2 protein-coding genes are annotated in these 1759 nt (G+C 32.2%); both read left to right on the top strand.

From position 1 onward, the window contains the following. Window positions 1-584: bifunctional 4-hydroxy-2-oxoglutarate aldolase/2-dehydro-3-deoxy-phosphogluconate aldolase (locus ABJI11_RS06560; RefSeq protein WP_348350541.1), on the top strand; the 584-nt coding region annotated here is incomplete at its 5' end. Window positions 585-883: 299 nt separating this feature from the next. After that, a partial coding sequence (locus tag ABJI11_RS06555) for a tetratricopeptide repeat protein (protein ID WP_348350539.1) occupies window positions 884-1759 on the top strand: 876 nt, incomplete at its 3' end.

Genomic DNA, 1759 nt, shown 5'->3' with positions numbered 1-1759 from the left:
TAGGTAAAAAGATTTTACAGGCTTGTTATGATGGTGGTGCACGTTTAATGGAATTTACCGCTCGTGGCGATTTCGCTTTCGAAGTATTTTCTGAATTGAACAAATACGCAATAAAAAACCTACCTGGTATGATTATGGGCGTAGGATCAATTACAGATGCTGGTGCAGCTTCATACTACATGTCTCTTGGTGCAAATTTCATTGTAACACCATCTTTAAGAGAAGACATTGCAATTGTTTGTAACCGTAGAAAAGTTTTATGGTCTCCTGGTTGTGGTTCATTAACCGAAATCAACAAGGCTGAAGAAATGGGTTGTGAGATTGTTAAGTTATTCCCTGGTTCTCTTTACGGACCTGGTTTCGTTAAAGGAATTAAAGGACCTCAGCCATGGACAAGTATTATGCCAACAGGTGGGGTTAGTACAGATGAGGACAACCTAAAAGGTTGGTTCGATGCAGGAGTTACTTGTGTTGGTATGGGATCAAAATTGATAAGTAAAGATATTTTAGAAAATAAAGATTATGCAGGTTTAGAAGCTTTGGTAAAAGATACATTAGCCAAAATCAAAAAACTGAGAGCATAGAAGATATAAAGTGTCATTAGTTGGACTTCCTCTAATTATTGACATCTTTTAAAAGTGCATATTTAAGTTGTTAGTTGGAAAAGGGCATTTAAACTTTAGCATAACGCTGAAGTTTGGTGCTCTTTTTGTTTTGGCATTTATGTAATACCTCTTTGAAATAATTACAAAACCACAACATAATGAACTAAACAATTAGCTATAAGGCAAATACAATTTTTCTTATAACATTTGTATACGGTTATATTATGTCAAAAATCAAATGAAAAAACAAATACATAAAATGTTTATACATTAGAGGAATGAAATACCATAAATTTTCAGTTCTTCTAAGTCTTTTAACCTGTGCTATTTTTATCTTTTGCTCTTCATCAAAATTAAATGCACAAACACCTACCGATAGTTCATTTATATATAGAAAAGCAATAATAGAACCCGCAGAGCCTCAAGACCTACCTTCTGCCATTCACTACTACACCAAAAAAAAAGAAATAGACTTAGAAATAAATGATACTCTAAATGCTATTTATGACCTAAGACTTTTATCTATAGCTGAATTTAAAATTGGAAATAATTTTAGTAGTGAAAACCATGTTGTAGAAGCTCTTAACTTAATTGAAGCAATGGCTGCAAAAGACACTTTAATTAACTCTAGAGTTGGTCTATACAATCAACTGGGGCGAATTTACCGAACGTCAAAAAACCTTACTGAAGCTATAAAAACTTTTGATAAAGCTCTAGAAATAGCCAATAAATTAAAGGACAGTGTTGTCATTCTTAATAATAAGGCCAATATCTACAAAGATGAATTAAATTATAATAAGGCGTTTGAGATATACACATTTTTAACTACAAAGAAATCGCAACTCAAACCTTATGAATATACGTTAGTAGTTGATAATTTGGGACATGTACAATCTAAATTGAATTTACCCGAAGCGCTACAAAATTTGAAAGATGCCTTAGTATTGCGTGAAGAAAATAATGATTTCATTGGTCTACATGCAAGTAACACCCACTTAGCCGAGTATTATTTAGATAGAAACGATACTATTAAGGCTGCTACATATGCTAAAAAGGCGTTAGAATTATCAGATAAAATAAATAGTAGCTCCTTTAAATTAGATGCAATTTCTACCCTAATGAAAATGGACAAAAATCCATTAATTCATGAATAC

This window comes from Maribacter sp., from assembly GCF_039968975.1.
Classification (GTDB): Bacteria; Bacteroidota; Bacteroidia; order Flavobacteriales; family Flavobacteriaceae; genus Maribacter.
This window is presented reverse-complemented; position numbering and strand designations above follow the sequence as displayed.